We start from the raw sequence: 23,284 nt of genomic DNA on the forward strand, positions 1-23,284 counted from the left end.
TTTCATGTCCAGCATGCTCAACATAGGCATTTCGGGGTTGAATGCCGCCCAGGTCGCGCTGAGCACAGTCAGCAACAACATCGCCAACGCCAGCACTAGCGGCTACAGCGAAGAAAGCGTGCAGCAGGTCGAAAGCGTCACCCAAGGCAATAGCCGCTACACGATCGGCAGCGGCGTCGATGTCGTGGCGGTGCAACGCGCGTACAGCCAATATCTGACCAGCGCGCTGTGGAGCAGCAACAGCAGCTTGCAGAACGCCACGACGTCGAACAATCTCACCAGCACGCTCAACAGCTTGCTGGCCAACAGCGGCAATCTGCAGACTTCGTTGGACAATTTCTATAGCAGCTTCAGCAGCGTCGCGAATTCGCCCAGTTCGTCCTCGGTGCGGCAAGCAGCGCTGGGTAGCGCTTCCTCGCTGACCAGCGTGTTCAACACGCTCGGCCAGCAGCTGAATCAGCAATCGACCGCGGTCAATCAGCAGATCGGCAATACCGTCACCAGCATCAACACCTTGAGTTCGCAGATAGCGGCTCTCAACGGGCAGATCGCCCAGGCCGGAGTCAGCGGCAATCCGAACAGCCTGCTCGATCAGCGCGACAGCCTGGTGCAGCAGCTGGCGGGGCTCACCGGTGTTTCCGCGGCGACGTCCAGCAACGGTTCGATCAGCGTGTATACCTCCGCCGGCGAGACCCTGGTGAGCGGCACGCAATCCTATGCGTTGTCCGCGGGTGCCAATCAGTACGATCCCACCAGCACCGATGTGTTCGACAGTTCGGGCAATGACGTCTCTTCCCAATTGAGCGGCGGCACGCTGGGTGCGTTGCTCAACTACCGCAGCACGGTGCTGCAACCTGCGCAGAATGCGCTTGGCCAGTCGGCGATTGCGTTGGCGTCCAGCGTCAATGGGCAGCAGGCGCAGGGTTTGAATCTCAACGGCCAGCAAGGCCAGGCCATTTTCAGCGTGGGTTCGCCGACCGTGCTGCCTTCGAGCAAGAATTCGGCGGGCGGCGCGACGGTGAGTGCTTCGGTCGGCAATGTGTCGCAGCTGACCAGCTCCGACTACCTCCTGAGCTACACCGGCGCGGGCACCGGCACCAACGGCTGGAGTTTGGCGACCACCACCGGACAGAGCGTGGCGCTGACCGCCAATGCGAACGGTACGCTGTCGGCGGACGGTCTCACCTTCAGCGTGTCCGGCACCGCAAAAACCGGCGACAGCTACGAAATTGAACCTACGCGCTATGCCGCCAGTTCGCTCGCGGTGAATATGACCGATCCCAACGGCATCGCCGCCGCGGCGGCGCTGACCGGCAGCGCGGCAACCGCCAATACCGGCACCGGTACGGTCGGCAAAGTCACCGTCACCAATGCGAGCAATAGCAATCTACTCTCCGGCGCGACGGTGACATTCGGTGCGGCGGGTGCGTACACCATCACGGATGGCGCGGGTAACACCACGACCGGCACCTTTACTGCCGGCCAGCCGATCACCGCCGACGGCTGGAGTCTGAGCCTCAGCGGCACGCCGGCCAGCGGCGACCGTTTCACCGTCGCGGCCAACACGAACGGACTCAGCGACAACAGCAACGCTTTGTCGCTGGCTTCGTTGGCCGATAGCGGCGTGCTCGACGGTGGCAAGACGTCGGTGGTGGCGAGCTACGCCAGCCTCACCGCGCAGATCGGTTCCGCCGGTAGCCAGGCCAGCGCCGACCTCACCACCCAGACCAGTCTGTTCAACCAGGCGCAAGGTAACCAGCAGAGCCTCGCTGGCGTGAATCTGAATCAGGAGGCCGCCAATCTGGTGCAGTTCCAGCAGGCGTACCAGGCATCGGCGCAAGTGATCTCGACCGCGCAGCAGTTGTTCACCAGCCTTATCACCGCAATACAGAATGGCTAACCATCATGATGCGCATATCCACTAGCTGGATGTACCAGCAATCGCTGTCCACCATGCTCAATCAGCAGAGCGAGCTGGCGCAGACGCAAAATGAGGTGAGCACGGGCAACGCCATCAACGTGGCGTCGGACAACCCTGTCGGCGCGGCGCAGATCGTTGGCTTGAACCACATCCTGGCCGAGAACACCGAGTACACCAGCAACATCAGCAGCGCCAACACGCGGCTATCCACGGAAACGAGCACGCTGGGCTCCGTCAGCAACCTGCTCAACAGCGTCAATGACATCGGGCTGAGCGCCATCAATAGCGCGATGTCCTCGAGCGACCTCAGCAACATGGCGACTCAGCTGACGCAGTACCGCGATCAGCTGGTGCAGATGGCCAACACCACCGATGCCAACGGCCAGGCGCTGTTCGCCGGAACCAGTACGACCACCACGCCGTTCGTTACCAACAGCAGTACTGGCGCCGTGACTTACGCGGGCAACAATCAGCAGTCCTTCACGGCGATTGGCGCGGGTCTGCAGGTGGCCAACGGCGATCCGGGCAGTTCGATCTTCATGAATCTTCCCGCCGGCAACGGCTCGTTCGTGGCCAGCGCCAATGCCGGCAACACCGGCACGCTGGTGGTGGGCGCCAACAGCGTGACCAGCACCAGTGCCTGGAGTGCCGCCACCGCGTCGGGCCCGATCAACGACACCATCACCTTCGGCGCCAACGGTACGTACGCCGTTACCAATGCTGCCGGCAACCCCGTCACCGACAGCAGTGGGAACCCGATCACCGGCACCTATACGGACGGCGGCAGCATCAGCTTCGACGGGATGTCCATCGCCATGAGCGGTACGCCGGCCGCCGGCGATACGGTGAACGTGCAATCGGATACGGCATCGAACACGCAGGACGTATTCACCACGCTCAACAACATGATCACCGCGCTACAGAGCGGCGGCAGCACCACGGCCATCACCAACACCGTGAACCGCCAGCTGGAATCGTTGAACCAGGCGATGAACAGCGTTTCAACGACACAGGTTGCCGTAGGCAGCCGCATGGATACCTTGCAACAGCAGAGCAGCAGCTATTCCGATCTCGGCGTGACGTATGAGAGCGCGTTGTCGGATGTGCAAAATGTGGACATAGCGACGGCGATCAGCAATCTGTCGCTGCAGTCGACGGCGTTGCAGGCGTCGCAGCAGGTGTTCGCGAAAGTGCAGGGAACGAGCCTGTTCAATTATTTGCAGGGCTAGCGGGCCAGGCCGCAGCAGGCTGTTTCATAACAGCCTGTTTCTCGGTTTCACAACTGCCAGCTAAGCCGGCACCGCTTTGATGACAAACTGAAAGACATTCGCGTCCTGCACAGCCGTGTCCGGATCGCCTCCGGCTGCCTGGGCCATCGCTCGAATATGAGGCGCGAATTGCTCGCTGCCCGGATGATTCAGGACACGCGTGACACCTGCCGCAATGGCAAATCCCGTGCGCTGAAACATTTCCAACAGCGTCACCCGGGTAAACCAGCGCAAATGGGTGCGGTCCAGCAGGCCGGACGGTTCGTATCGAAAATCGCCGCAGCTCAAGCGGGCTTGGATACTCCAATGTTGCACATTGGGCACGCAGGCCAGCACGCAAGCGCCGGCAGGCATGATTTCCCGCAAGTTGGCCAATAGCTGCCAAGGGTCGCGCAAATGTTCGAGCACATCGGCAAAGACCCAGCAGTCCGCATTGAAGCGGTCGCGCAAGAAGTCTTTGTCCTGCATTTCTATATCGAACGAAAGCACTTCGTCGCAGTGTGAAGCGGCCATGTCCACATACTCGGGCACGATATCGACGCCCACGTAATGCACTCCCGGATTGAGCTTCTTGTACTCGCGCGCCAATGCGCCGGAGCTGCAGCCAATCTCGACAACGCGACGTCGATCGAGCGGCATCATATTGAGCACGTCTTGATTGTGGATCTGATTTACAGGTGTTTGTTGCATGACGAATAAGACTCCAATGAGGTAGCGTCAATCATGGGCGCGCGAGCGTGGCCCATCAGTTCGGTAGCCACGCGTCTCGCCATGCGATCAGCTTGTGCTCGTCCAGCATCCAGTCGCGCTGTACCGCATCGCGCAGCGCATCGCCTGTCTTCGCCGTGGCGTCCAGGTCGTCCAGGTGCATACGGATGGCGGACGTCCACTCTTTGTAGCGATTCCTCACCCGCGTCACCGGCAAGTCAGTTTCGTAGCACACCATGTCGGTACAGATCACCGGGTAGCCGCAGGCGCCGTATTCGAGCAGGCGCAGGTTGCTCTTGCACTCGTTGAACACGTTCTCTTCCAGCGGCGCGAGTGCCAGGTCCAGGTTGAGCGAGGCCAGCTTGCGCGGGTACTCCTCGATTGGCACGCCGCTGTGGAATTCGTGCACATAGGGGCGCAGTTTGTCGGGGCACATGCCGAAGAAGACCCATTCCACTTCATCGGCCAGATCGCGCACGACATCGGCGATCAGTTCCAGATCGCCGCGATGGCTGGAGCCGCCGCCCCAGCCCACGCGTGGTTTGCGGCCGACGCGGCGCTGGTTGTTCAGGTCGCCCCACCAATCGGTGGGCAGGCGGTTGAGTACGACACGGATGTCGGAGTGAAAGCCTTTGAATTGCTCCGCCAGCGTATCGGTCGATACGACAAAACGGTCCACCGTGGCGAGCGCGCGGCGCAGGGATTTCACGATGTCTTTTGGCATCATGCCGTGGAACATACTTTTCACGGGAATCTGCTGGATGAGGTCGTCGAGCTCGAACACCTTGAAGGCGCGCGAGAAGTCGCGATAACTCTCCAGCAACTTGATCTGCGTTTCGGTGACCTGCCGCTGCAGCACCAGCGACGTGGGCTGGAAACGCTCCATCGCCACCGGCGAAAGATGGATGCCCGCGATCATGCCTTCGACCATGCCGTTGCGCTGCATGGAGGCGAACGGTTGCCTGATGCGATAGTGGCCGCACCCATGCGAGTCGGCGGCGACGCAGAATAGGCGCGGCAGCAAAGGACTCGCAAACGGCTGCCATGCGTTGACGCGCTGCGAATCCAACTCGAAGCCGGTACCGTCGATGCTGAGGTTGACGCTGTAAGCAGGATCGCGGGCCAGCTGCCGCAACCACTTGCGATACATCGCGTTCTGCTCGCCCTGGAAGCGTTTCTGCTTCGCGTCCTGCGCGGTCTTGTCGACCTTGGTCTGGCTGACGCTACCCACGTGCATCAGGCGCGCGTACGGTGTCCACACGGTGAGATAGCCGGCCTGTTGCACTTTGAGGCACAGGTCGACGTCGTTGTAGGAAACCTTGAAATCCTGTTCGTCGAAGCCGCCGACGTCTTCAAAGACCGATTTGCGGATCATCAGGCATGCGGCGGTGACCGCCGTGTAGTTCTGGTCGACGCGTAAGCGGTGCATATAGCCGTCCGCGTCCATCGGCTGGCCGATGAAGGGATGATCCGCCGGCCCGCGCAGGCCCAACACCACACCGCCGTGCTGAATGCGGCCATCGGGATAATGCAGCTTGGCGCCGACGATGCCCACTTCCGGCCGCTGCGCGTGATTGAGCAAGGCCTCGATCCAATTGTCGTGCAGGACCGCGGTATCGTTGTTGAGAAGAATGAGATATTCGCCGCGCGCCTGTGCCGCAGCGAAGTTGTTGATGGCCGAGTAGTTGAACGGATGCGGATAGCGCAGCACGCGCAACTGTGCGCTGTTCAGTCGCTCGATGCCGTCGAGATAGGCGCAGGCCGCAGGCTCGGCACTGTTGTTGTCGACGATCAGCAGTTCATAGTTGAGGTAACTGGTCTTGGACAGCAGACTGTCGATCAGGCCGTTCAACAGCGGCAGCTGGTCGCGTGTCGGAATGATGATCGACACCAGCGGTTTCTTCGCATGCTGGTACAGCACGCGGTTGAACCCCGGCAGTGCACCCGGTTCCATCGCATGGGCGACACCGATGCGTTTCAGGTGGCCTGAAACAATCTCGGCGCTGTGCGACGTCACGGTCTCCGATGCCAGCCAATGGGTGTAAGGCAGCGCAGCTCGGTGCATCACTTCGCCGATATGGCCAATGGTTTGCAGGCCGTCGGTCTCGATCAGGCGGAACAGCAGGTCGTGCGCGGCCATATCGCCATAACGTTCGTCCAGCCCACCCAGTTCCACGCCGCGCTGGCGCTTGAACGCGATCGCGCGTCCCGTGTACGGATAGCTGCGCAGCATATCGAGATTGAAATCGGGTTTGAAGATCGGGTTTTCGAATACGTTATGGGTGTGCGTGTCTTCATCGAAGTAGACGGCGCGAAGATAAGGGTGCGATGCCACGCGTTCGGCGAGCAGCAAGAGCGCGGCGGGATGCAACAGGTCGCCGGCATAGATCAGCTGTACCCAGTCGGCCTCGCTGGCGGCGATGTTGTGGTTGAGCCGCTTCGTCAGATCGTCGTCGCCGGCGATCACGTCGAGCTGATAGTGCGGATAGTGCTGGGCGTCCAGGCTCGCCTGGGTACGCTGCACGGCGTCCAGGTCGTTGGCGCTGTCGATGAGCAACACCTGGATGCGCGGCGGCGCGCCGAGCTGTTCGATGCAGCGCATGGCTTGCGCAATCGCCACGTCGCTCAGTTGCTGCTGCGCTTGCCAGTGTTTGTAAAGGTTGGAGGGCGGCGGCGGAATCAGCCATTCCGGAATGATCTTGAGATGGCGATCGGTACGGTTCCAGCAATCCCCGCCATGGATCTCGCGCGCGAACGATTCGTTGATATTGCGCCCGTGCCCGATCCACTCCGCCGACGCGTCGATCAGCAGGCGCTTGCATAGCCAGGTGACGCGCTCGAGCGGCGAGACCAGACCCAGTAGAGATTCCAGTCCGCTCTCATAGGCGATCTGCCATAAGCCGACATAGACAGGTATCTGTTTCTCGATGGGTTGCCGCGCGCACCATTCGCCGCCGCGATAGGCCAGGCTGCCGTCCGCTTCCAGGTAGATATGCGCGGGCAGGGCATCGAGCCACTCGGCGGGAATCTTGTCGTCATCGTCGGCCTGTGCATAGACCAGCGCACCCCACTGACGCAGCAGAGCAATCATCTTGTCGGTGCGCTGCTCATGAATGGCTTTGCGGATCTGCACCAGCAGCGAACGGCCGGGCACGTGCGTGCGCGATGTGAGCAATTGGTCGAATGCCGAGGCGTTCCAGTACTGATCGGGCAACATCGGGCGCGGTGCAATGCGTATCGTGTCGCCTTCCAGGATGTAGTCCGTCACCGTGTTGAGGGCGGGAATCCGGTTGTCGGCGAAACTCTGTGCCAACACGCCGTCACGCAGCGGCGACGGCGTACCGTCGCGGCGCGCGATCAGCAGCAAGCCTGGCGCATAGGAGGATAGCGTGCCGGCCTCGGCATGCATTTCCCATTGCGCAGCTTCTTTGCCGGCTTCGCGAAGAAGGGGGCGTTGCGCGATCAGATCGTCGACGCGCCAATCCGCTGACAGATCGAGTGCCCGCTCGGAAACGAGCACCTCCGGCAGCAAGATATCCGGAAAGGCGAGTTGCACATCGATATCCACGAGCCCCGCCGCACGCAACGTCGACTTGAGCTGGGGACGTGTGCGCAGCGTGCGGTTGGCGGTGTCCGCCTGGCGGTTGCCGGTGGCCAGCAGCAGGATCCCGTCGGGCTTCAGCGCTGCCGCCGCGATATCGATCGCCTCACGCAATGATTCGCCGCGGGGCCATGCCTCGGCATAATCGTTCACCAGCGTCAGCGACACAACGTCGTATTCGGGACGCAGCTCCAGTTCGCGCAGGCTGGCCTGGAAGACGCGTACTTGCGGTTGTTCACGCAGGCGAGCTGCCGCGACGCGCGCCCAGTGCGGTGCAAATTCGACGGCATCGACCGCGCAACCGCGTTCGACCCATGCCTGGGTCAGCACACCACCGCCACAGCCAATGTCCAGCACGCGGCTGCCTTCGACCATGTTGTCTAGCGCGTGCAGCAGATTGGCGCGTCTGGCCGAGAGATGCAGCGCGCTGGCGCGGCTATGGATCTCTTTCGCCATGGCGGCGGAATACAGGCTGGTGTCGTCGGCTTCCCGCACGACATCGAACAGCTGCGTAGCGGTCGCGTGGATCGCTTTGTGCGCAGCGCATCCGCGCAACGGCGGGTGCCATACACCTTCATCGTTGCGGACGAAGGTTTCCAGCGGCCACGTCGTGGGCTGCACGCCAAGCTGTGCGACGACGCGAAGTACAGCGTCGTCATGCACGGCGTTCAGGATCTTTTCGTGCTGCAGGAATTCGTTCCAGTCGCGGGATGTCTGATCGTCGGGGAGGCCTCTGCCGAATTTGTGCTGGCATTCCTCTTCCGACTTGCTCCAATAGTGGTTGATGCGCAGTTTCTCGATCGACACCTTGGCGCTGAAGCGGCCATCGATCGGCTGGCCGTTTTCGTCGACGGCGCGCGCATCGTTGGCGTAAAGCATGAAGTGCGCGTCCCTGCAGTTGCTGACCTTGGACGGTTGCACGATGCTCTTGATGCGCGTGTTTTCCGGGCGATAACTGCCATTGGGCAAGCGCAGCTGCGGGTCCGGTACGCTGCCGTCCAGTTGTCCGCGGCGAAGGTAATTCTCCAGCACGCCGCCCGCGGGTTTCTGTTTGTGCCCGGCGGAACCGAACATCACCGTGTTGATGCCCACGCCGGGATGGTCGGCATAGTCGGCCAGCGCGTCGGGCAGTCGCTTCGCTTTGGGCGAAAACAGGAATTCGTCGATATCGATGAAAGCGAGCCAATCCGTTTCGCTGCCGTGTGTCTTCAAGCAGTGTTCGTAGGCTTGCAGCTGGGCCGGATGCTGCGGCCATTCGTGCAGCACCACGGCACCGGATTCGATATGCATCTGCAATGCGTCCACGTACCGATCCGAGCTGTTGTTGTTGTAGAGGTAAAACCTCTCCACGCCCATCAGCTGGTGGAACTCGACCCATTCGCGCAGATACGCCGCCTCGTCCTTGAACACCGCGCAGATCGCAAGCACACAACGCATTTGTATTCCTCGCCATATCTAAGGAGCGGCAGGCGCACGCGTCGGAATTCCGACACTTCCGGGCGCCCGCGCCGGATATGGGGGTAACAGAGCAAGCTTGGTGCCAATGCGGATCACAGTGCCGTGTCGCGTCGGCAGTTCACGCAAAAGCTTTAGGTGTGCTGCACGCTATTTTTTTCGCCCATCTCCTTGGCAAGGCAGCAAAAAATTCGTTCTGAACGCTTAAGTATTCCGCGCCGGCGCCGAAAAAGTTTCCGAGGCGGTCGGCACAGCAGTCACTGGACCCCGCCGGATTGAGTACAACTTACCCGGTTCCAGGAGACATCCATGTCACTCGTCCTCAATACCAACATTTCTTCGTTGCAAGCCCAGAACAACCTGTCCAAGTCGTCGAGCGCGCTGAGCACGGCAACGGAAGACTTGTCCTCGGGCCTGAAGGTCAACTCCGCTGCGGACAACGCAGCCGGTTATGCGATCGCAACCCGTTTCCAGACCCAGATCGGCGGCCTCGGCCAGGCCAGTGAAAATGCCAGCGACGCCATCAACCTGGCGCAGACGGCGGGCTCGGCGCTGAGCCAGATCACCTCCAACCTGCAGTCCATCCGCGATCTGGCTGTGCAGGCAGCCAACGGTACGTACCAATCCTCCGACCGCGCTGCGATCAACACCTCGGTGCAGCAGTACCTGTCGGAAATCACGCGTATCGCCAACCAGACCACCTTCAACGGCACCAACGTGTTGAACGGTTCGACCAGCAGCCTGTCGTTCCAGATCGGTGCCAACGTCGGTCAGGCCATCAACGTGCAGCTGGGCCAGGGTGTCACCACCGGCCAGGTCGGCCAGATCTCGGAGGTCTCCACGGCCAACGTCAGCGGTGCATTTGTCGATGCTTCCGGCAATTCGGGCGCGTCGCTGAGCCTGAGCGGCCTCTCCATTACCGGCGCCAATGGTTCAAGCTACACGTTCAGCGGCAATGTCACCGCCACCAACGCACAAGGCTTGGCTGATGACATCAACGCAGCGGGTATCAACGGCGTCAGTGCGGCCGTCAATGCCAGCGGCGGTATCAACATCTACTCCACGGGTGAGCTGGCGGTAAGCGGTGCGGCCCTTACGGGCGGTGTCACGAATTCCAGCACCGGTGCGGCCTTTAACTTTACGTCGAATGCCGTGGCCTTCGGTGCCAGTGGTATTGGTTCGACGGCTACCGGTTTGGCGGCAACGGGTGTCTCGTATACCAACGGTGTGGCGCTGAGTGCGTCAGGCTCGTTGACCGGCGCCGATGTTTTGTCGGTAGACGACGCCAACCAGCTGATCGCCCGTGTGGACGCGGCGCTGACCACGGTCAGCAACTTCTCGAGCACCCTGGGTGCCGTGCAGAACCGTTTCCAGTCGACGATCTCTACGTTGAGTGCGCAGCAAACCAACCTGACTTCTTCGCAAAGCTCGATCCAAGATACGGATTTTGCTGCGACAACCGCGAAGTTGAGCCAGGCGCAGGTACTTCAGCAGGCGGGTATCTCCGTGCTGGCCACGGCCAACTCCGTACCGCAACAGATCCTCAAGTTGCTGCAGTAACAGCGTTCCATCCGGCCACGGCGGTTCCGCCGTGGCCGGGATCTTGCTTAAGCGATCTGGCGGCGACGTTTTGCCGCCAGAAAGCCCACGCAAGCGGCAGGTAAAGCGCTCACTTCATGTGTGGGTTTTGCCGGCGGCTTGGTGGATCGCGATGTTTCGACGATCGATTTTGCGAGGCCCTTCATGAGCAGCATTTCCAGCGTGGGATCGAGCACATCCACGCTCAGCACGACGGGTTCCACCGCGACGGGCGCTTCCAGCTCGTCGACCGGCCTGAGCAGCATCAGCGGCACCGGGCTGCTGAGTTCGTTGGGGTTGGGCTCGGGCCTGGACGTCAACTCCATCATCAGTGCGATGGTGAATGCGCAAGAGGCCGGGCCGCAGGCGCAGATCACCAACCAGACGAACGAAGACAACAACCAGATCGCTGGCCTGACCGCCTTGCAAACGGCCCTGAGCGGTTTGCAGTCGGCGTTGTCCGAGCTGACGTCCAGCACGACGTACTCCACTTTTACGGGCACGCTTTCCAATACGTCGCTGGGTACGGCTTCCACCTTGCCAGACGCGGTGGCGGGCTCCTACAACATCGACGTGACCCAGCTGGCGACTGCGCAAAAGCGCATCAGCGCGGCGCAGTCCGGCACGGCAGCCGTCGGCAGCGGCACGTTGAGCATTGGCGTGGGCAGCAACAGCATGAACATATCGGTGTCGTCCACCGATACCTTGTCGTCTATCGCCACCAGCATCAACAACGCCAGCAACAATCCGGGCGTGTCGGCGACCGTGGTCTCGGGTGTGAACGGCAATCAGCTGGTGCTGACCTCCACCAAGACGGGCACCGCCAACGGCTTCACGATCAGCGCGAGCAGCGGTAGCAGCAGCGGTTTGAGCACGCTGGCGACGGCGCTCAATACGCCGGGCAGCAACGAAGCGGCCAACGCCGAGTTGACCGTCGACGGCATCGCGATCAACAGCGCCTCCAATAATGTCAGCGGCGCGCTGACCGGCGTGACCTTGAACCTCACATCGACCGGCACCTCGCAGCTGACGGTAGCGCAGAGCACCACGCCGATCGCCACGGCGGTCAATGATTTCGTCACCGCGTACAACCAATACGCGACGACGGTCAATCAGCTCGACAGCTATGACGCCACCACCGGTCAAGCCGGCGTGCTGCTCGGGGACGCCACCCTGTCCAGCATCCAGACGCAGCTTTCCAACGCGCTGGGCACGTCGGTCGCCGGCAATAGCATCGGCAATCTGGCCAGTCTGGGCATCACGCGCAACGCCGACGGCACCATGGCGGTCAACACCACGACGCTCAATACCGCGTTGACCAGCAATCCCTCCGCCGTGCAGAGCCTGTTCACCGGCACCAAGGGTATTGCCACCCAGCTCAGCACCGTGGTCACCAACTTCAACACCAGCAATGGCGTCCTGCAGACGCGCATCACCAGTCTCAATACCGACGTCACCAATCTGAAGACCCAGCAGACGGCGTTGAACGCCCGCATGGCGGTGTATCAGCAGCAGCTGGTCAAGCAATACACGAACCTGGATACCTTAATGACATCGCTCAATAACACCAGCTCTTACTTGACCCAGTCGCTGGCGGCAATCAACGGCACCAACAGCAGCAGTAGCAAGGCTTAAGGCGAGGAACAAGCCATGATGCGAAACGCTAGCGCGTTGTACCGCCAGACCAATGTCCAGGGCAGCATCGAAGGCGCCGACCGACACCAGCTGATCACCATGCTGCTGGATGGGCTGGTCGACCGCATCCATCAAGCGCGCGGCCATATCCTGCATAGCGACGTTCCCGCCAAGGGACAGGCTTTCGCCAAGGCCATCGGCATTCTCGGCGAGTTGCGCAAGAGCCTCGATCACACTGTCGAGCCGACCCTGACCGGTCGGCTGGAAAGCTTGTACGAATACATCACCCGCCGCTTGCTGCACGCGCAGCTCAATGACGATCTCACTGCGCTGGAAGAGAGCGAGCGTTTGCTGGCGCCGATCCGCAGCGCGTGGCATGCCATTCGCGAGCCTTATCTGGCCGAGCAGGCGCAGGCCACGGCGAGAGCGGCGGCACGATGAACGAGCCGGTCCACGCCAAGCTGCGGCGTGCGCTCGATATCACTATCGAGATGATCGATGCGGCAACGAGCGAGAACTGGTCGCGTGTCGTCGAACTCGATGCGCAGCGGCAGACTTATCTGGAACAGGTACCTGCCAGCGCGGAGCATCGCGAAGCGCTGCTTGCCCTGCAGGTGCACAATCGGGCCTTGTTGGAGCGAGCCAACCTCGCGCACGAAGCGCTGCAGCGGCAACTCGGCCAGCATCAGTACAACCACCGCGCCCTGCGGACTTACATCACTTCGTCGTCGTCGCGCTGAGCGCGATTCGGTCTATGGGACGCATTCCACCGTGTGGCACGCGCTATAAATGGCGCCGGGTGCCGCTTTCTGTATCGGCCCAGGGGCGGGGTGAGGAGTAGATAAATGCAAGCTAACGAAAGATTGCAGGAATTCTCTCAGCGGATGGCCTACGAGGGCAGTCCGCATATTGGCGTGGAGGCATTCGACCCCGTACCGGAGGCCTTGGCGCGTCATAGCGAACGCAACGTCCATGTATTGAGGGCGCTGGCCTCGCTGGACGAACGGCGAGTGGAAGGCAACGACGACGACAGCCCGCTGATCCAGGAACTGCAGCGAATGGACAGCAAAATCAACGTCCTGCTGGATATCGTCGACCGCCTGCTGCTGCCTGTGAGCATGCTGCCGCCACGCCATCCGGTTCGCTTCAACGCAGTCGGGGTGATGCTCCCGGCCAGCCTGCTGCCTGCCGCAGACAACCTGTTGGTACGGCTGCACTTCGATGCCTGCCGCGCTCTGCCGCTGGAATTGCCGGCCCGGATGGGCCGCTTACTAAACGAGGGCGACGCTTTCGTTTACTTTTGTGAAATTGGCGAGATGGTCGAGGATGGGTTGGAACGTTTCGTTTTTTGTCACCACCGTCGAAAAGTGGCAGAAGCCCGCTTGACAGGCGCGATCGAAAATGTGTTGAGCAGCAAGCACAGAGTGTGATGTCAATCACGCAATGAAACATCCAAACACGCCGAATTTCCGCCATGCCAGTGCATGCCACGGCCTGTTTCCCGCCTAAACCAGACTCAACGCGAAAAGATCAGATCGATCTAAGTCGTTGATGTAAACGGTTTCTTGCCGCTTCATCTTTGTGAGCACTTTGTGAATTTATCGAGGTGCGTAGCGCGAAGCTCATCACAAAGCATGTGTGATGGTGTAACACCCCGCGATTTTTTTGGCGTTCTTCTTGCTCGACTGCTCCACGTGTCGCGACGGATACCTGACACACAGGGGACAACACGACTTGGGAAGGAATTCGTCGTTGTACGTCAGTAGTCAGCAGTAACGCAGTAGGGGCTCGTGCTCATGCCAAACAGCAACGTACTCATCATCGAATCTGATGGAACACGCGCCGACATCGTTGCGTCGGCGATGCAATTCATGGGGTATTTCCCGCAGCGATGGGATGCATCGCTGCCGATTGACGCGATCGTTCGCGATTGGAGTGCGATCTATATCGGCGGTCTCGACGACGCATCGATGTGCGAGCAGCTGATGGCATCGCTGGATGTGCAGGCGAACCAAACGCTCGTGCTGGTCGGCGCCGATTCGCCGCAGCTGCGCCAGCTGAGCAAGGTCGACTCCGGCTACGCCGCGCAAGTCGAAGTGCTGGATTTCCCACTGCGCTACGAGCGTCTCGCCGAAGCAGTGCGACGCACGCCGGCACCTCGCACGACCACCTCCGTATTGCGGCTGGTCGGCAACTCCGCCGCGATGGGTCGCGTCAATGCGCTGATTCGCCAGGTGTCGCCGTTCGACTCCAGCGTGCTGGTGCTGGGTGAATCGGGCACCGGCAAGGAAATGGTGGCGCGCGCCATCCACGATTGTTCGCCGCGTCGCGAGAAGCCGTTCGTGGCGATCAACTGCGGCGCGATTCCCGCCGAACTGCTCGAAAGCGAACTGTTCGGTCACGAGAAGGGTGCGTTCACCGGCGCCATCAGTACCCGTAAGGGCCGTTTCGAGATGGCCGAGGGCGGCACGCTGTTCCTCGACGAAATCGGCGACATGAGTCTGCCGATGCAGGTCAAGCTGCTGCGCGTGCTGCAGGAGCGCATGTACGAACGCGTCGGCAGCAACCGCACGCAGCGTTGCGACGTGCGCATCATCGCCGCCACCCATCGCAACTTGGAAGTAGCCACGGCCGAAGGCCGCTTCCGTGAAGATCTTTACTACCGCCTGAGCGTGTTCCCGCTGGAAATGCCGGGTTTGCGCGAACATCTGGAAGATATGCCGGAGCTGATCGGCGAGTTCAATCAGCGCCTGCAGCGGCGCGGCCTCAACAGCGTGCGCTTCAGCGGCAGCGCGATGCAGGCGTTGCGCCAGCACACGTGGCCCGGCAACGTGCGCGAGCTGTCCAACCTGGTCGAGCGGCTGGCGATCCTGTATCCGAACAGCGAAGTGCGTGCCGGCGACCTGCCGGAAAAATATCGCGGCGCGCATCCCATCGACGAAGCCAGCGGCAGCATTCTGCGCGCCATGCTCGATGGGCAGAGCAAGCCGGCGTCCACGCAAGGTCGCGTAAGCCTGGATACGGAAGTGCTGCTGCCCGAAGGGGGCGTCGATCTGAAGGATCATCTCGCCGATATCGAAGTGGGGCTGATCCGTCAGGCACTCGACGTCACCGACGGCGTAGTGGCGCATGCAGCCAAGCTGCTGCATATGCAACGCACCACCTTGGTCGAGAAGCTGCGCAAATACGGTTTGCAGTCTTGCTGCCGCGCGAACGATGAGTCTCCGCAGAGTGGCACAGCTGTTGCTTGAAGCACTTCATAACCGATCACGCGTTGGAAAACCGACATGAGTCAGATTGACGTCAGCAGTGTGCTCTCGCAAATGCGTGCGCTCAGCGCGCAGGCATCAGGAACATCGCCCACCGCTTTGCTTCCATCGTCGTCGAGTGCTGCTCCGAGCGTGGATTTCAGCACGCTGTTCAAGCAATCGCTGGGCGCAGTGGCATCGCAGCAGAACGAAGCGCAGACGCAGGCCGATGCTTTCGAGCGCGGCGATCCCGGTGCGGACATCGTCAAGACGTCGATTGCAGGACAGAAAGCGGATCTAGCGTTCCGTGGACTGGTGGAAGTCCGCAACAAGCTCACCGATGCCTACACGACCATCATGAATATGCCGGTCTAAACCGGTCGTCGCACGACACCTCACAGCATTCATAAAGGTTGAGCAGTTTTCATGGCCGAAAACACCCTCACGACCAACGGCGACCAAGCACGCTTGGATCCGCTGAAGAGCCTCCTACGCAATCCGACCACGCGCCTGCTGCTTTTGCTGGTCGGCGTCGCCGTGGCGGTGGCCTTGGGTGTGGCTATCGTGTTGTGGTCGCGCGGTCCCAACTTCGCATTGCTGTATGCCGGACTCGATCCGAAAGATGCCGCCGCCGTGACGCAGGCGCTGCAGACCAGTAACACGCCGTATCGACTGGGTGCCGACGGCGCCTCCATTTCAGTACCTGCCGATGTGCTGGCCGACACACGCCTGCGACTCGCTAGCCAGGGTCTGCCGCAAGGCAGTACCGCGGGCGCCACGTTGCCACAAAGCGATTCGCCGTTCGGCATGAGCGATCTGGCCGAAAGCACGCACTATCAGGAGATGCTGGAAACCGATCTGGGCAACACCATCGCGGGTTTGCAATTCGTGCGCGCCGCGCGCGTGCATCTGGCGCTGCCCAAGCCGTCCGCGTTCATTCGTGACAATCACCCGGCCAGCGCATCGGTGTTGTTGACGCTCTATCCCGGCCGGCAACTCGATGGCAGCCAGGTCGCCGCGATCGTGCACCTGGTTTCTGCCAGCGTGCCGGATCTCGATCCTTCACAAGTATCGGTGGTCGATCAGCAAGGCAGTTTGTTGACCAATGCCGATCCCGACAGTCCGGGCGCCGTGGGCGATACGCGCATGCGCCTCGCCACACGCATGGAAAACAGCTATGCGCAGCGCATCGAGGATCTGCTGACGCCACTCGTAGGCGCGGGACGCGTGCGTGCACAGGTCGACGTCGCGCTCGATTTCAGTCAGACGGAGAAGGCGAGCGAGAGTTACGACAACGCCAATCCGGCACTGCGCAGTGAACAAACCAGCAGCGAGCAGAGGCACGACGATGCCGGCGCCGGCGCCGAAATCGCCGGTGCACTCAGCAACCAGCCGCCGAATACGGTAGCGCAGCCGACCGCGGCCAAGCCCAATGCCGGCACGCCGCCGAATGCGAACACCGCCGCAGCGACGGCGACAAAGACCGCCTCCACACCCACCGATACCTCGTCCAGCGCCACGCGCAACTACGAACTCGGCCGCACCATCAGCCATGTCAGCGATCCCGCCGGCCGACTGATGCGCCTGACGGTCGCCGTGGTGGTCGACAACAAATCCGCGCCGGACGGCAAGGGCAAGAGCGTTCCGCTGACGGCGCAGGAAATTCAACATCTCACCGATCTCACCAAGAACGTGGTGGGTTTCGATGCGCAGCGCGGCGACAGTGTCAGCGTGATCAACCAGGCGTTCTCCAGTACGCCGGTCGACGATACCGCACCGATGACCGAACCGTTCTGGCAGCGCCCCGGCATGCTCGATCTGATCAAGCAAGGTGTCGGCATTCTGATCGCCCTGCTGATCGCGTTCGGCCTGCTGAAGCCGATGCTCAAAGGCCTGCTGCGCGGGCCGGAGCCGTTGGCGGCACTGGCCGGACCGATTCCCAGCGTTTCGGTGCGCATCAATGACGACATGCGCGACAACGATCGCGACGATCAGGTGCGCATCACCTCGCCGCAGATCCAGAGCATGGCGTACGAGCAGAAGATCGGTCTTGCACGCAAGTTGGTGCAGGAAAATCCCAAGCAGGTCGCGCAGGTCGTGATGAATTGGGTGGGCGACGATGGCAGCTGAGCAACACACTCTCAACGGCGCGCAGCGCGCCGCCGTCCTGCTGCTGACCCTGGGCGAACAGGACGCGGCCGAGGTGCTCAAGCATCTCAGCGCGCGCGATGTGCAGGCCGTGGGCACGGCGATGGCGACGTTGACCAATGTCTCGCGCGAACAGGTCGATTGGGTGCTCAATTGCCTCAACGACGATCTCAGCCGGCAGACCGCGATCGGCGTCGGCACCGAGGAATACATCCGCAAAATGCTGGTCAGCGCGCTTGGCGAAACCAAGGCCGGCAGCCTGATCGACCGCATCCTGCTCGGCCGCTCCACCAAGGGGTTGGAATCGCTGAAGTGGATGGAAAGCCGCGCCATCGCCGAGATGATCGGCATGGAACATCCGCAAATCATCGCGCTGGTGCTGGCGCATCTCGAACCCGATCAGGCCGCCGAAGTGATCGGATACCTGTCGCCGCGCGTGCGCAGCGATGCGGTGATGCGTATCGCCAATCTCGATGGCGTGCAGCCGCAGGCGCTCAACGAACTGGACGAGATCATGGAGCGGCAGTTCTCCGGCACCTCGACCAAGTTGAAGTCGGCCACCGTGGGCGGCCTCAAGGCGGCCGCCGACATCCTCAACGCGATGGAAACCACGCGCGAAGCCGAGCTGATGAGCGCGATCCGCAGCCAGGACGCGACCCTCGGCGGGAAGATCGAAGACCTGATGTTCGTGTTCGAAGACCTCGCCGAACTGGACGATCGCAGCATGCAGACCCTGCTGCGCGAAGTCCCGTCCGCGCGCCTGATCGTGGCGCTCAAGGGTTCCGAGCCGGCGGTTCGGGAAAAGATTTTCGCCAACATGTCCAAGCGCGCCGCCGACATGCTGCGCGACGACTTGGAAGTCAAAGGCCCCGTCAAGCTCAGCGAAGTCGATGCGGCGCAGAAAGAAGTGCTGGGCATCGCACGCAAGCTCGCCGACGACGGCCAGATCAGCCTCACCGCCAACGGCGATGAGTTCGTGTGATGGTCAGCGTGCTAAGTCGCGACAAGATTGCGGTGTTCGATCGATGGGAGCCGCCATCTGTCGGCGACTCGTCCAGCGTGAAGTCGTCGCCCGAACCTGCACCCGGCCCCACCGTTTTCGAACTGGAAGAAATCCAGCGGCAAGCACGCGAAGAAGGGTACGCCGCGGGCGTGGCCGAAGGGCGCGCCGCGGCCAAGCAACAACTGGACGAGCGGTTGGTGCGTCTCGAGACGATCTGTAGCGCCGCCGCACGTCCGCTAAACAGTTTCGACGACGCGACCGAGCGCGAACTCGCCTTGCTCGCGACCGTCATCGCACAGCGCGTCGTGGGACGCGAACTGCTGCTCGATCCCTCGCTGATCGAGTCCGCGGTGCGCGAAGCCGCCGGCGCGTTGCCGTCGGCAACGCGGGAATTGCGTATTTGGGTGCATCCCAGCGACATGGATCTACTGCGCGAGCTGGGCGCCGCTGAGCCGCATTGGCGTTTCGGCGCCAACCCCGCACTCAGCCGTGGCGATTGCGTGCTCGAAAGCGAGCACTCGCGTCTCGACGCGCGCGTGAGCACGCGTCTTGCCGCCGTGGTCGATGCCGTACTCGGCGACGATCTCGACGACGGCGAGGACGAGATCACCGTATGAATGCCGAAAGCGCCGTGTCGGCACGGCAACAGCGCTGGCGGCAGCAATTGGCGCGTCGCGCGCAACGTGTCCATGCCGCCCAACTGCTGACCGCGGAAGGGCGCCTTCGCCGCGTCGTGGGATTGACGCTGGAAGCGGAAGGCTGCGTCGCCTCGCTGGGCTCGCGCTGTTGGGTGGATGCCGCCGACGGTACCGAACTCGATACGGAAGTGGTCGGTTTCGCCGACGAACGCTTGCTGCTGATGCCGGTTACCGAAATGCATGGTGTCTTGCCCAATGCACGCGTGCGGCCGTGCCCGCGCGTCGGCGGCCTGCCGGTAGGCGAAGCTTTGCTGGGCCGCGTCGTAGGCGCCGATGGTGTGCCGCTGGATGGCGAAGGTCCGCTACACGCCGATGCGCACGCCCCGCTCAAGCGCGAACCGATCAACCCCATGGCACGCAAACCCATCGATGCGCCGCTCGATACCGGCGTGCGTGCGATCAATGCATTACTCACCGTGGGCCGCGGTCAGCGACTGGGTTTGTTCGCCGGCTCCGGCGTCGGCAAGTCGACGTTGCTGGGCATGATGACGCGCTACACCGATGCCGATGTCGTAGTCGTAGGACTGATCGGCGAGCGCGGCCGCGAAGTGAAGGAATTCGTCGAACAGACGCTAGGTCACGAAGGGCGCGAACGCGCGGTGATCGTGGCCGCGCCGGCCGATGCGCCGCCGCTCAAACGCTTGCGCGGCGCGCAATACGCCACCGCCATCGCCGAGTGGTTCCGCGATCGCGGCCAGCGCGTCTTGTTGCTGATGGATTCGCTCACCCGCTACGCGCAGGCGCAACGCGAAATCGCGCTGGCGATCGGCGAGCCGCCCGCCACGAAAGGTTATCCGCCGTCAGTCTTCGCGCTGCTGCCTGCGCTGGTCGAGCGTGCCGGCAACGATGCGGAAGGACGCGGTTCGATCACCGCTTTCTATACGGTGCTGACCGAAGGCGACGATCATCGCCACGATCCCATCGCCGACGCGGCCCGCGCGATCTTGGACGGACACATCGTGCTGTCGCGCGACCTTGCCGAAGCCGGTCATTATCCGTCTATCGACATCGAAGCCTCGATCAGCCGCGTCATGCCGGCAGTGGTGACGAAGGAACAGATGCGCGCCGCACAGCGTTTTCGCCAGGTCTATTCCGCCTATCGCCAGCGGCAGGACCTGATCGCGGTGGGCGCGTATCAGAAAGGTTCGGATGTGCAGGTCGACCAGGCCATCGCCATGTGGCCGCGGCTGGTCCGTTTCCTGCAGCAGGAAGTCGACGAGCCCGTCGAACTGCGCGACGCGCAGGAAGGCTTGGGCGCCCTCGTCGCGGAGATCAGCGTATGACATCGCGTTCGGATCGTTTGCAGCCCGCCGTCGATCAAGCGCAGCGCCGTCAGAAAGACGCGCTCCAGCGCATGGCCGAGCACCAGCAGAAGTTGGCGAATGCCGAACAGCAGTGGGAAGAACTCAAGCGTTATCGACAGGACTACAGTCTCGGTGACGGCGGCCTGACGGTGAGCGCGCTGCTCAACCGTCAACAATTTGTCGAACGCATCGACCAGGCGATCCTCCAGCAGGGGCGACTGATCGAACGCTTGCAACGTCAGGTCGACGCTGCGCGCGAGCGCTGGCTGCAGGCCCATGCGCGCGAAAACGCGCTGGACACCGTGGTGGAACGCTTTCGCAAGCAGGAGCAGCAACACGAGCAGCGGCTGGAACAGGCCGACGTCGACGAGCGCATGCAGTACCGCCGCCACCGTGCCGGCACGCCATGAAGGGCACTTGGGTCCTGGCTTGCTTCTTGCTGCATATCGGGTGAGTTCCGTTTGCGCGGATCCGAACCACATTATTCGAGATGCTTATGAGCGCCGGCCCGCTACCCGCCATCCAAACGCCTAGCCCGCAAAGCGGCACCGCCAAGCCGGCGACCGCACAAGGCAGCCAGCGTGGCAGCCAGACGGCATTCGATACGCATCTGCAAAATGCGCAGCATGATCAGACGGCATCGCCCGGCGACACCCGGGCATCATCCGATCCGAACGTCGCGGATCAGAACGGCAAGAACCAGACGCCCGGTACTCAAGTCAGCAGCAACCAGACCGGCAACGCGAAGCCTGGCGACGCGTCGACATCCGATGCATCGCAGGCCGACGCGATGACCGCGGATAGTGAGGGCTCGTCCGTCATTGCATCGTTGGCGGGCGCGGTACTCAGTCTGATCGATCAGTCTGCTGGCGATGCCAGCAGCGGCGGTACGACGGGAACCAAATCCACATCCGATAAACAGACGGCACAGAATGGCGGCCATTCGCCGGCCGGGCAAGCATCGTCGCCTGCGTTGCCGATCACACCGATCGTGCTGCCGTCGCCCGTCGTCCCGCCGGCATCGCCGGCGACCAAAGGCAACAGCGACAGCGCGAGCAACGCCAACGCAAGCGTCGGTATGTTTGCCGCGAACAGCAACGCAACGGCCAACGCCGGTCCAGCTACTGCACTGTCCCCCCTGGCCATACAAGAATCATCCAATACCGACACAAGCTCAGACGGTGGTGGTGCGACCAGTGATGACGGCGGCGCAGCGAGCGCGACAGTCGATAGCAGTGCAACGTTGCCGGCCGCCGTCGATAGTACGCAAGCGTTGGCGAGCATGTTCTACACAGGCAATCACGCGGCGTCGACCGCGACGAATACCTCGACGACGACCGGTCAAAACCAGAACACACCCGATCTCGCCGCGTTGCGTGGCGTGCTCGACACGACCGCGGTCGCGGTTTCATCGGGCACGTCGGGTACCGGAGGGCACAGCCTTGCCGTGAACTCGCCGGTCGGTTCGTCCGGTTTCGCCAGAGAACTGGGTCAGCACATTTCCTGGCTCAGCGGACAGGAAGTGAAACAGGCGCAGATTCGCCTCAATCCGCAGGATCTTGGCCCACTGGATGTGAAAGTCAGCGTGGATCATGGCCGCGTCGACGTCGCGTTTATGACCCAGCATCCTGCCGCCACCGCTGCCGTGCAGCAGGGCTTGGATCAGCTCAATCAGATGTTGGGCGGGCAGGGCTTGTCGCTGGGTCACGCTACGGTGGGGCAGCATGCGCAGCAGCAGTTTGGCGGCCAGCAAGAGCAACATGGCGATGCGCAGGCGCCGGGCGATGCCGATGAAACTGCTGGGAATGCTGCTGCGACACTATCGGAGCGAGTAGCGGTCGGTCTCGTCGACGCTTTTGCATAGCTTCGCTCTTTTGCTCGTCACTCCAGCCTTTCGCCGAATCGCATTGCAACAGCAACGCTGATCAATGACGGTGAACTCTGATCGGGATCTCGCGAGCGTTGCGCTCCATCCTGGTCCGAACCTTGTGCTTGCCTCTTTTCGTTCACCGCGCATCGATGCCGTCGGATTCGCCACGCCCATCACGCGTCTGCATCCCGTCACGCGTCAATAAAACGCCATCGCGTTCTCGTCGAGCCGGGAAAAGCGCGCTGTTATGCGATCCGCGGTGATGGCACGGCGCTTGCTAAAACTCCTTTAGATAAGCCCGTTCGGTTTGAACGAGGCGCCATATTTTCACAGGAATCGAGGTCGTTCATGGCTAGCGCCGACAATGTTCAGGAAGAGGTGCCGGTCGTCGCCAAGAAGGGCGGCGGTCGCACGATGATGGTGATCGGAGTGCTCGTATTGTTGCTGCTCGGTGGGGGTGCCTACGCGCTGACGGCTCGTTCGCATGCGACGAAAGCCGGTGCGGAAACGGTGAATGCACCGAAGGCGCCCGAATTGTTCTTGCCACTCGATCCGGCTTTCGTGGTGAATTTCCAGGACCAGGATTCCACCCGCTACCTGCAGGTCGGCGTGACGGTGATGACGCACGACCCGGCCGCGGTACAGGCCATGAAGGATAGCGATCCGGTGATCCGCAACGCGCTGGTGATGCTGTTCAGCGGTCAGACCTATGCCGGCCTGAGCGACACCGCCGGCAAGGTGAAGCTGCAGGCGAAGGCGCTCGACGCCGTGCGCAAGATCGTGGCCGACAAGACCGGCAAGCCGGATGTCGATGCCTTGTATTTCACCAGCTTCGTGATGCAGTAAC

Annotated in this window: 18 protein-coding genes; 16 read left to right on the forward strand and 2 right to left on the reverse strand. The window is 62.0% G+C overall.

The window, feature by feature from the left end; translation table 11 throughout:
* Positions 1-4: 4 nt before the first annotated feature.
* Complete coding sequence (gene flgK / locus QQL64_RS12235; protein ID WP_284399979.1) at positions 5-1,900, forward strand: flagellar hook-associated protein FlgK; 1,896 nt, start codon at positions 5-7, stop codon at positions 1,898-1,900.
* Between the two features lie 5 nt (positions 1,901-1,905).
* On the forward strand, positions 1,906-3,150 hold the full coding sequence (flgL, locus tag QQL64_RS12240) for a flagellar hook-associated protein FlgL (protein ID WP_284399980.1): 1,245 nt from the start codon (positions 1,906-1,908) through the stop codon (positions 3,148-3,150).
* A gap of 60 nt (positions 3,151-3,210) precedes the next feature.
* Here flgL and QQL64_RS12245 read toward each other — a convergent pair whose 3' ends face one another.
* Both QQL64_RS12245 and QQL64_RS12250 read right to left on the reverse strand, forming a co-directional pair.
* Positions 3,211-3,879, reverse strand: a complete 669-nt coding sequence (locus QQL64_RS12245; RefSeq protein WP_284399983.1) for a class I SAM-dependent methyltransferase — start codon at positions 3,877-3,879, stop codon at positions 3,211-3,213.
* Between the two features lie 55 nt (positions 3,880-3,934).
* Entirely contained in the window at positions 3,935-8,935 is a 5,001-nt protein-coding gene (locus QQL64_RS12250; protein WP_284399986.1) for a glycosyltransferase family 92 protein, read from the reverse strand.
* A gap of 327 nt (positions 8,936-9,262) precedes the next feature.
* On the opposite strand from QQL64_RS12250, the gene QQL64_RS12255 reads away from it, so the two are divergent.
* From QQL64_RS12255 to QQL64_RS12320, 14 genes are all read left to right on the forward strand, one after another.
* A complete protein-coding gene (locus QQL64_RS12255) occupies positions 9,263-10,513 on the forward strand; it encodes a flagellin N-terminal helical domain-containing protein (protein ID WP_284399988.1) in 1,251 nt (416 codons plus the stop codon).
* Between the two features lie 183 nt (positions 10,514-10,696).
* Entirely contained in the window at positions 10,697-12,166 is a 1,470-nt protein-coding gene (fliD, locus tag QQL64_RS12260) for a flagellar filament capping protein FliD (protein ID WP_284399991.1), read from the forward strand.
* Between the two features lie 15 nt (positions 12,167-12,181).
* Entirely contained in the window at positions 12,182-12,607 is a 426-nt protein-coding gene (gene fliS / locus QQL64_RS12265) for a flagellar export chaperone FliS (RefSeq protein WP_284399992.1), read from the forward strand.
* The gene (gene fliT / locus QQL64_RS12270) at positions 12,604-12,906 is read left to right on the forward strand and encodes a flagellar protein FliT (RefSeq protein ID WP_284399994.1); all 303 of its coding nucleotides are present in this window, start codon (positions 12,604-12,606) and stop codon (positions 12,904-12,906) included. The genes fliS and fliT overlap by 4 nt, the downstream gene beginning before the upstream one ends.
* 105 nt (positions 12,907-13,011) lie before the next feature.
* Positions 13,012-13,596: a PilZ domain-containing protein gene (locus tag QQL64_RS12275; RefSeq protein WP_284399996.1), complete on the forward strand. Its 585-nt coding sequence runs from the start codon at positions 13,012-13,014 to the stop codon at positions 13,594-13,596.
* Positions 13,597-13,962: 366 nt separating this feature from the next.
* Complete coding sequence (locus QQL64_RS12280; protein ID WP_284399998.1) at positions 13,963-15,417, forward strand: sigma-54 dependent transcriptional regulator; 1,455 nt, start codon at positions 13,963-13,965, stop codon at positions 15,415-15,417.
* 36 nt (positions 15,418-15,453) lie between these two features.
* A complete protein-coding gene (fliE, locus tag QQL64_RS12285; RefSeq protein ID WP_284400000.1) occupies positions 15,454-15,789 on the forward strand; it encodes a flagellar hook-basal body complex protein FliE in 336 nt (111 codons plus the stop codon).
* A 51-nt stretch (positions 15,790-15,840) separates the two neighbouring features.
* The gene (gene fliF, locus QQL64_RS12290; RefSeq protein ID WP_284400003.1) at positions 15,841-17,544 is read left to right on the forward strand and encodes a flagellar basal-body MS-ring/collar protein FliF; all 1,704 of its coding nucleotides are present in this window, start codon (positions 15,841-15,843) and stop codon (positions 17,542-17,544) included.
* Positions 17,534-18,544 carry a flagellar motor switch protein FliG gene (gene fliG / locus QQL64_RS12295; protein ID WP_284400007.1) on the forward strand — a complete coding sequence of 337 codons (1,011 nt, stop codon included), beginning with the start codon at positions 17,534-17,536 and terminating at the stop codon, positions 18,542-18,544. The genes fliF and fliG overlap by 11 nt, the downstream gene beginning before the upstream one ends.
* Positions 18,544-19,182 (forward strand): FliH/SctL family protein, encoded by a 639-nt coding sequence (locus tag QQL64_RS12300; RefSeq protein ID WP_284400009.1) that lies wholly within the window; start codon positions 18,544-18,546, stop codon positions 19,180-19,182. The genes fliG and QQL64_RS12300 overlap by 1 nt, the downstream gene beginning before the upstream one ends.
* The gene (gene fliI, locus QQL64_RS12305) at positions 19,179-20,546 is read left to right on the forward strand and encodes a flagellar protein export ATPase FliI (RefSeq protein WP_284400011.1); all 1,368 of its coding nucleotides are present in this window, start codon (positions 19,179-19,181) and stop codon (positions 20,544-20,546) included. The genes QQL64_RS12300 and fliI overlap by 4 nt, the downstream gene beginning before the upstream one ends.
* Complete coding sequence (gene fliJ, locus QQL64_RS12310) at positions 20,543-20,977, forward strand: flagellar export protein FliJ (protein WP_284400014.1); 435 nt, start codon at positions 20,543-20,545, stop codon at positions 20,975-20,977. The genes fliI and fliJ overlap by 4 nt, the downstream gene beginning before the upstream one ends.
* A gap of 86 nt (positions 20,978-21,063) precedes the next feature.
* Entirely contained in the window at positions 21,064-22,431 is a 1,368-nt protein-coding gene (locus QQL64_RS12315) for a flagellar hook-length control protein FliK (RefSeq protein ID WP_284400016.1), read from the forward strand.
* A 354-nt stretch (positions 22,432-22,785) separates the two neighbouring features.
* Positions 22,786-23,283: a flagellar basal body-associated FliL family protein gene (locus tag QQL64_RS12320; RefSeq protein WP_284400019.1), complete on the forward strand. Its 498-nt coding sequence runs from the start codon at positions 22,786-22,788 to the stop codon at positions 23,281-23,283.
* Position 23,284: the final 1 nt, after the last annotated feature.

Origin of the sequence: Dyella lipolytica (assembly GCF_030160075.1) — a bacterium.
GTDB lineage: Bacteria > Pseudomonadota > Gammaproteobacteria > Xanthomonadales > Rhodanobacteraceae > Dyella_B > Dyella_B lipolytica.

What these genes read in the sequence shown, in the direction of transcription:
- flgK (WP_284399979.1), top strand. Translation starts at nt 5, where the DNA reads ATGTCCAGCATGCTCAACATAGGCATTTCGGGGTTGAATGCCGCCCAG.
- flgL (WP_284399980.1), top strand. Translation starts at nt 1,906, where the DNA reads ATGATGCGCATATCCACTAGCTGGATGTACCAGCAATCGCTGTCCACC.
- QQL64_RS12245 (WP_284399983.1), bottom strand. Translation starts at nt 3,879, where the DNA reads ATGCAACAAACACCTGTAAATCAGATCCACAATCAAGACGTGCTCAAT.
- QQL64_RS12250 (WP_284399986.1), bottom strand. Translation starts at nt 8,935, where the DNA reads ATGCGTTGTGTGCTTGCGATCTGCGCGGTGTTCAAGGACGAGGCGGCG.
- QQL64_RS12255 (WP_284399988.1), top strand. Translation starts at nt 9,263, where the DNA reads ATGTCACTCGTCCTCAATACCAACATTTCTTCGTTGCAAGCCCAGAAC.
- fliD (WP_284399991.1), top strand. Translation starts at nt 10,697, where the DNA reads ATGAGCAGCATTTCCAGCGTGGGATCGAGCACATCCACGCTCAGCACG.
- fliS (WP_284399992.1), top strand. Translation starts at nt 12,182, where the DNA reads ATGATGCGAAACGCTAGCGCGTTGTACCGCCAGACCAATGTCCAGGGC.
- fliT (WP_284399994.1), top strand. Translation starts at nt 12,604, where the DNA reads ATGAACGAGCCGGTCCACGCCAAGCTGCGGCGTGCGCTCGATATCACT.
- QQL64_RS12275 (WP_284399996.1), top strand. Translation starts at nt 13,012, where the DNA reads ATGCAAGCTAACGAAAGATTGCAGGAATTCTCTCAGCGGATGGCCTAC.
- QQL64_RS12280 (WP_284399998.1), top strand. Translation starts at nt 13,963, where the DNA reads ATGCCAAACAGCAACGTACTCATCATCGAATCTGATGGAACACGCGCC.
- fliE (WP_284400000.1), top strand. Translation starts at nt 15,454, where the DNA reads ATGAGTCAGATTGACGTCAGCAGTGTGCTCTCGCAAATGCGTGCGCTC.
- fliF (WP_284400003.1), top strand. Translation starts at nt 15,841, where the DNA reads ATGGCCGAAAACACCCTCACGACCAACGGCGACCAAGCACGCTTGGAT.
- fliG (WP_284400007.1), top strand. Translation starts at nt 17,534, where the DNA reads ATGGCAGCTGAGCAACACACTCTCAACGGCGCGCAGCGCGCCGCCGTC.
- QQL64_RS12300 (WP_284400009.1), top strand. Translation starts at nt 18,544, where the DNA reads ATGGTCAGCGTGCTAAGTCGCGACAAGATTGCGGTGTTCGATCGATGG.
- fliI (WP_284400011.1), top strand. Translation starts at nt 19,179, where the DNA reads ATGAATGCCGAAAGCGCCGTGTCGGCACGGCAACAGCGCTGGCGGCAG.
- fliJ (WP_284400014.1), top strand. Translation starts at nt 20,543, where the DNA reads ATGACATCGCGTTCGGATCGTTTGCAGCCCGCCGTCGATCAAGCGCAG.
- QQL64_RS12315 (WP_284400016.1), top strand. Translation starts at nt 21,064, where the DNA reads ATGAGCGCCGGCCCGCTACCCGCCATCCAAACGCCTAGCCCGCAAAGC.
- QQL64_RS12320 (WP_284400019.1), top strand. Translation starts at nt 22,786, where the DNA reads ATGGCTAGCGCCGACAATGTTCAGGAAGAGGTGCCGGTCGTCGCCAAG.